The sequence below is a fragment of the Arthrobacter sp. CAL618 genome, assembly GCF_000468215.1.
Taxonomy (GTDB): domain Bacteria; phylum Actinomycetota; class Actinomycetes; order Actinomycetales; family Micrococcaceae; genus Arthrobacter_D.
In genome coordinates, this window is sequence record NZ_ASZW01000228.1 from 1 (window position 1) to 6,887 (window position 6,887).

5 protein-coding genes are annotated in these 6,887 nt (G+C 60.7%); 4 read left to right on the forward strand and 1 reads right to left on the reverse strand.

What is annotated here, in order from left to right:
- Nucleotides 1–322 precede the first annotated feature (322 nt).
- Nucleotides 323–1,432, forward strand: a complete 1,110-nt coding sequence (locus K728_RS0113550) for a glycosyltransferase (protein WP_337587503.1) — start codon at nucleotides 323–325, stop codon at nucleotides 1,430–1,432.
- Nucleotides 1,433–1,443: 11 nt separating this feature from the next.
- Here the strand turns inward: K728_RS0113550 and K728_RS0113555 are convergent, their stop codons facing one another.
- On the reverse strand, nucleotides 1,444–2,184 hold the full coding sequence (locus K728_RS0113555; RefSeq protein WP_024477051.1) for a hypothetical protein: 741 nt from the start codon (nucleotides 2,182–2,184) through the stop codon (nucleotides 1,444–1,446).
- A gap of 182 nt (nucleotides 2,185–2,366) precedes the next feature.
- Here K728_RS0113555 and K728_RS0113565 point away from each other — a divergent pair, with 182 nt between their 5' ends.
- From K728_RS0113565 to putP, 3 genes are all read left to right on the forward strand, one after another.
- The gene (locus tag K728_RS0113565) at nucleotides 2,367–3,047 is read left to right on the forward strand and encodes a response regulator (protein ID WP_443110987.1); all 681 of its coding nucleotides are present in this window, start codon (nucleotides 2,367–2,369) and stop codon (nucleotides 3,045–3,047) included.
- Nucleotides 3,040–5,124 (forward strand): sensor histidine kinase, encoded by a 2,085-nt coding sequence (locus K728_RS0113570; protein ID WP_024477054.1) that lies wholly within the window; start codon nucleotides 3,040–3,042, stop codon nucleotides 5,122–5,124. Before K728_RS0113565 ends, K728_RS0113570 begins: the two co-directional genes overlap by 8 nt.
- Before the next feature lie 236 nt (nucleotides 5,125–5,360).
- Nucleotides 5,361–6,872 (forward strand): sodium/proline symporter PutP, encoded by a 1,512-nt coding sequence (gene putP / locus K728_RS0113575; protein ID WP_024477055.1) that lies wholly within the window; start codon nucleotides 5,361–5,363, stop codon nucleotides 6,870–6,872.
- The last annotated feature ends 15 nt before the right edge of the window (nucleotides 6,873–6,887 follow it).

The window sequence follows — 6,887 nt, forward strand, 5'->3', positions numbered from 1 at the left end:
CACCACATGTTCAAAACCGAAGGCTACTGGCACTACCAACAACCCGACCCCGGCACCATCATCGCGATCTCACCACTCGGCGAAACCTACCTCACCACAGCAGACCCACCACCAGCACCACCAGCCGACATGCCCCCGCCCTTTTAATCTTCCGGGCTGTGGCAGGTAATACGGCGCCGTGGGATGATCGGCCATGACAATCAGTCACTGCTATTTGTTCGCCCTCACGGATGGCGGCGGGACTGTGCCTCCTGAGCTCGGGGTCGCACGTCGGCTCGTTGCTCGCGGTCACCNCCGGGTAACGGTGCTAGCCGATGAATCGATGACCGCTCAGGTACAGGCCACGGGTGCGACGTTGAAAACCTGGACCCGGGCCGCGCCGGACGAATTCCGTGACTGGGAGCTGAAGAATCCGCTAACGCTCGCACGCACGATGGCCGATCTCATGTTCACAGGTCCTGCGCCAAGCCAGGCAACCGATACCGCCGCAGAGGTAGACACGACTCGCCCCGATCTCGTCCTCACCTCCTTTCCCGCCCTCGGCGCGATGATCGCGGCGGAGGCTCGGGGTGTGCCCTTCGACGTACTTATCCCGAATGCCTACCCGCTTCCCGCGCCGGGGATGCCGCCGTTCGGCGGCGGTCTGGCTCCCGCACACGGCCCACTGGGTCGCCTCCGGGACCGGATTGCGAACGCGGGAAGCACACTGCTCTTCGACCGCTACGCGCTGAAAGCAATCAATTCGGTTCGAGCGACAGCCGGCCTTCAGCCAGTCGCACACGTCTGGGACCAACTGCATCACGCCCGGCGACAGCTAGTGCTCACTTCGCAGGCTTTTGATTTCCCTGCCGACCTGCCAGCCAACGCGTGCTACGTCGGCCCTATCCTCGACGACCCGGCTTGGGCTGTCGACGAACCCTGGACTCCTCCAGAGGGGGGAGCTCCCCTGGTGCTGGTCGCCCTGTCTTCTACCTTCCAAAACCAGATCGACTGCATGCAGAGAATCGTTGACGCTCTCGCCACGCTCCCAGTGCGCGGACTAGTCACCACTGGACCGACAATTCGCCCTAGTGCCCTGCGCACGGCGACGAATGTGATAGTTGTGAACTCAGCGCCCCACACCGCGATCTTGCGCGACGCCTCACTAGTCATCACTCATGGCGGCCATGGAACAGTGATCAAGACCCTGTCCGCCGGACTGCCGATGGTGATCCTCCATCACGGCCGCGATCAGGCGGGTAACTCTCGCCGTGTGACTGACAGGGGTGCGGGAATCGCGGTCCCGCGCCGGGCGCCAGTAGAGCGGATCGCGCGGGCAGTGGCAGAGATTCTCGCATCACCTGTGTACCGCGAGTCGGCGGAACGACTCGGGCATGCTGTGGTCGCCGAGGCGTCGAACAACGGGCTACTTGACGCGCTCGAGAGGATATGACCCGCGTTGCTTTAGCGGGACGAATCGTGGGAGTGCGGTCCCAGCTCCCAGCTGTCATTCGGCGTTCTTAACAGCTTCCAGGCGAGGAACGCCATCCCAAGCGTCGTGAGGTTCCAGGCGAGAAGATCAACCCACCGAATGTCGGTGATAACAGCAAAGAGGTGGAGCGGTTGGGAGATAATCAGCAGGAGCGCGACAATTCGGGGCATCAGCCGGGCTCGGAAACACAGGATACCCAGCAGGACGACTCCGACTATGTGCCCGATGATGAAGACCGTCAGCAGCAAGTCCTGACTCGGAAGACTCAGCAATTCATCACTGAGCGCACTGACTTGCTCTGGCGTCAGCCCAATTTTGGTGGCCGCCAGCAGCGCGGCATCCATCCCCGTCAAAACACTCAGTGCAAGATACCCGGGAATGAGAAATACGCCGGTTGCAAGCGAGAGGCCTGGGCGGTGTCTCCTCGTCAGTTGCAGAGCTGCCCACGCTCCAGGCAGGAGAGTGAACAACGCAACGACCCCCAACCAGAGAACGGTTTGCTGCACAGCCTGGTTCACGGCGATGGTTTCGCCCACCGGAGCTCCAGGCAGAAGGAACCGAATAAATGACACTGCGATGGGGCCGAGAGGCAAGAGAATAGCCGCAAGCATTCGGTCGAAGGTGCGATAGTCGCGAACCCTTCGCACCTTCGGCTTCCGGGTGGTCACGGAGGTTGCTTGTGGAAGGGCAGCCTGGTGGGATTCGGGGGACATGATGGGATCTTTCCGATGGGATGAAGCCTGCAGTGCGGGCGGGCAACTGATGATTGCCTACTCCCAGCATCGTTGGGTCATGCAACAGGCGGATGAGGATCAGCCCCCCTATCCCGATTTCGGGCAGGAACTTCTGCCCGGTCGCCCTGGGGGCACACACCCTACCCACCCCGACTTCAGGAGTGCATAATCAGACCATGGCAAGCTCCCGTCAGCATCCAGACGTCATCAGGGTGCTGCTCGCGGATGATCATCCCGTGGTGCGTCATGGTCTTAACGCACTCCTCAGCACCTTCCGTGGCATGGAGGTTGTTGGTCAGGTGGGGTCCGGGCGTGAGGCTGTGCGGGAAGCAGCGTTGCTGACCCCCGACGTCGTCGTAATGGACCTGCGCATGCCCGATCTGGGCGGCATTCAGGCCGCGGAGCAAATCCTGCGTCACAATCCGAGCGTCGGGATTCTCATTCTGACCATGTTCGACGACGACGAAATGGTGGTGGATGCCATCCAGGCCGGAGTTCGCGGCTACCTGGTGAAGGGAGCCGAACAAGAGGAGATCGAGCGAGCCATCCGAGCGGTTGCCGCCGGAGAGGCAATATTCAGCAGCGCCGTAGTGGCAGGAGCGCTGGGCCGCCGTGCGTCGCCGTCGGCCGCTATCCCCTTGCAGCAGATCACCCTCCGTGAGCGTGAAGTGCTAGATCTCATCGCAGCGGGCATCGGCAATGAGGACATCTCCCGCCGTCTGCAGCTCGCTCCCAAGACCGTAGGAAATCACGTTTCATCGATCTTTCACAAACTCGGAGTGGCGACTCGGAGCCAGGCGATCGTCCTCGCTCGAGAGGCCGGGTTGGGCCGTAGTGTCTGAGCTTTCGGTGGTTCACGATTCGGTCCTCCCAATACCGGGTGAACCGCATGGTCGGCGAGCGGTCACTGCAATCGCTGGTATTGGTGCCTTGATGGTCGTCTTCGTCGTGATTGCGGCAATAGGTTCTGGCACAGGTTCAGACCTTCTGGTCGAGAGCTACACCTTAACTAACATCACGATCGGCATCAGTTTGCTCGGATCGGGAAGCCTCATCGGATGGTTCCGTCCCTCGAACGCCGTTGGTTGGCTTTTCCTTGCCTGTGGGAGCGGCCACCTGCTGAGCGCAACCGTTGCGGTCTTGCTACTACTCGGCACAGCTGCCGGGTGGCCAACACTCTTGACCCGGACCCTGACAACGCTGTTCCACGCTGGCTGGATCATCGGCATCCCCGGCCTGTTCCTCCTGGCTCTGTTACTTTTTCCGACCGGACAGCTCCTTTCTCGCCGGTGGATGCCGGTGGCAGCGGCGATCATAGCCACCACCGGGTACAACGTCACCGCTGCTGCGTTGTCCTCCGAGTCCCTGCTGGGGAGCTCAGCAACGGTATCGGTGCTTTCGTCTGGCTATCGCGCCCCCGAGCCGGTGGAACTTGCACTGAATCTCGTGAGCGCAGCATTGTTTGCCCTGGTCACGGTCTCACTCGTTGTGCGCTACAGAAGGGGTGGCGAAGAAGCCAGGCGCCAGTTGCTCTGGCTTATCCTCGCCGTTGTCGCCGTCGGTCTACTCAATTCCCAACGATGGATCACTGGCGACGGGCCCATATTGCTCCTCCTCAGTATCGGCCTTATCCCCGTTGCGGTTGCTATCGCCATTGTGCGCTATCGCCTACTTGATATCCGGCTGGTGTTGTCTCGTACCCTCGTATACACGCTGGCAGTGGCCACGACAATCGTGGTGTATGGCGCGATAGTAGGCGCCTTTGCCCTGCTGTTCCCCTCTGAGAACGATCTGGAAGCCGCCACTCTGGCGGTTATCCTCGTTGCCATCGCGTTCAATCCAGTGAGGCTGCTTCTCCATCGGCTGATCAGTCGGGCATTTTACGGTTCCAGGGCTGACATCGCTGGCACTGCGTTGAAGGTGGCTGACCGCATACAGGGCTCCGGCGATGACCTCAGCGCCCTCCTTGACGGCGCCCGAGCCGACCTCCGATTGCCCTACCTTGCCGTCAAGAAGGAGTCGGATGCCACGCTGATCGCCTCATCCGGGGAGTTGGAGGACCATGCCCGGCTGGCCGCCGTTCCCCTGCGCTATCGCGGCAAGAAACGCGCGACTCTCCTTGTCGGATTACGTCGCGGCGAGTGGAAGTTGCATGACTCAGACCTGCGGGTGCTTTCCCTGATTGCCGCGCCGCTGGCGGTTGCCCAGCACGCTATTGAGCTGACAGAAGAGGTGCGTGCTGCCCGTGCCTCAACGGTGCAGGCAAGGGAGTGGGAGCGTAAGCGTCTCCATCGCGAACTTCACGACGGCCTCGGGCCGGATCTGACGAGCATCGCTCTGCGTGCCGATGCTGCGTACAATCTGATTCCGAACGATCCGGACCTGGCTTTGGTTCACCTGGCAGAACTGCGTCAGCAGGTGCGATCGTCAATCAATGACGTGCGTCGCGTCGTCTACGGACTTCGGCCGATGGAACTCGACAGGCTTGGATTTGTCGAAGCCATTCGTCGAAAGATTGCGAACGCGAACGGAGATGTTGGCCGTGCGCTTTCCGTTAGCGGCATCCTGCCCGACATCGTCCCTGAACTTTCGCCAGCTACGGAACTGGCAACATACCGAATCGTGAGCGAGGGGCTTGAAAACGTGCTGCGGCATTCGGATGCTACCTCGTGCACGGTCACGATCTCGGTGGCCGATGACCTCAGGATCTCGGTGAAGGATAACGGTAGCCCGGTAACGACGTGGATCCGCGGAGTCGGAATCAACTCGATAGTCGATCGGGCAGAGGAGCTCGGTGGGTCGGCGTCGGTCAGTGCGGCCTCCACCGGCTGGCGGGTCGAGGCCTGTATTCCGTTTCCGGCTACGAATGAGGCTGCAACGCAGGACAGCATTTCCAAAACTAACGGTTCATTCCGATAGCCCCTCGAAAGTCACCACCACTGCGCTGGTCGACCAGAGGGACCGGCGCAGTGGTTGACGGGCAGCCGCGACTTAGAACGCCGTCGGCCCGCCCTATCTGAGTACTCGGCGTAGGGGGTATAGGGCACATTTGGTGCATGTGATTCCTATCACCTAATTAGCTAATAACGCTCGTCTTTGGCATAGTCGGGCGCTGCACTCAGCAAATTCCAAGAAAAATGTGAGAGGACCCCGTCATGCCCGACCAGACATTCCAAATCATCGCGATGGTGATCTATATGAGCGCCATGCTCGGAATCGGATGGTATGCCTTCAGGAAGACCTCGGATCTCGACGACTACATGCTCGCCGGCCGTGGACTCAAACCGGGTGTGGCAGCCCTCAGCGCCGGAGCCTCAGACATGTCAGGATGGCTCCTCCTCGGACTACCGGGAGCCATTTATGTGTCGGGTCTGATCGAAATCTGGATAGCCATCGGTCTGACCGCCGGCGCATGGCTGAACTGGAAATTTGTCGCCCCAAGACTACGCAGCTACACAGAGGTCTCGAACAATTCGATTACGGTACCAAGTTTCCTTGAGAACAGGCTGAAAGATAAGTCACGGATCCTGCGGGTCGTTTCCGGAATCATCATCCTCGTGTTCTTCACCTTCTACGTCTCATCCGGGATGGTGGCGGGCGGACTCTTCTTCGAAAGCTCCTTCAACTCCAACTACACCGTCGGCATGATCATCGTCGCCGCGATCACCATCGCCTACACCCTGTTCGGCGGCTTCATGGGAGCAACCTATACCGACGTTGCCCAGGGCGTGCTGATGCTGGTGGCCCTGATCCTCGTTCCGATTATCGGTCTCATTGAGGTAGGCGGCTTCGGCGGCCTGACCGATTCCATCCGCGAGGTCGATCCATCCTTCCTGAACATCGTCGCCGGCGGATCAACGGTAGCCATCATCTCGGCGGCTTCCTGGGGTCTCGGCTACTTCGGACAGCCACACATCATCGTTCGGTTCATGGCGATGCGCACCCCTCAGGATGCAGTTGCCGGACGCCGGATTGGTGTGGGTTGGATGGTCCTGACCGTTATCGGCGCCATCTCCACCGCACTGGTCGGCATCGCCTACTTCCAGCAAAACCCGAACCTGTCACTCACCGATCCGGAAGCAGTGTTCCTCGACCTGTCGCAGGCCTTCTTCCACCCCTTCGTGGCGGGCATCATCCTCGCGGCAGTTCTCGCGGCAGTCATGAGCACCATCTCCTCACAGCTCGTGGTTTGCTCATCGGCACTCGTTGAAGACCTCTACAACATGGTCTCCAAACGCACCCTGACCAACAAGCAGGGCGTTGTCCTTGGCCGTCTCGGCGTCCTGGTCGTGGCTGTTGTCGCAATCGTCCTGGCCTCCGGCCGCAGCGAGTCAATCCTCTCCCTGGTCGCCTTCGCGTGGGCCGGCTTCGGTGCCGCATTCGGTCCGACCGTCCTGCTGGCCCTGTACTGGAAGAAGCTCAGTATGCCTGGCGCCCTCGCCGGCATGGTTGCTGGCGCGGTCGTGGTCTTCGTCTGGGGCAACTCGCCCCTGGCCGACACCATGTACGAGATTGTCCCCGGCTTCTTCCTCAACCTGATCGTCGCCATCGTGGTCAGCAAACTCACCTGGAAGGCAAACGCCGAGATCGAAACCGAATTCGATCTGGCCGTCAAAGGCACCCGCTCCTTCAAGCGGATCGCTGCTGAAGACAAGGTCACCCTCTAGGTCAGCACCAGAACA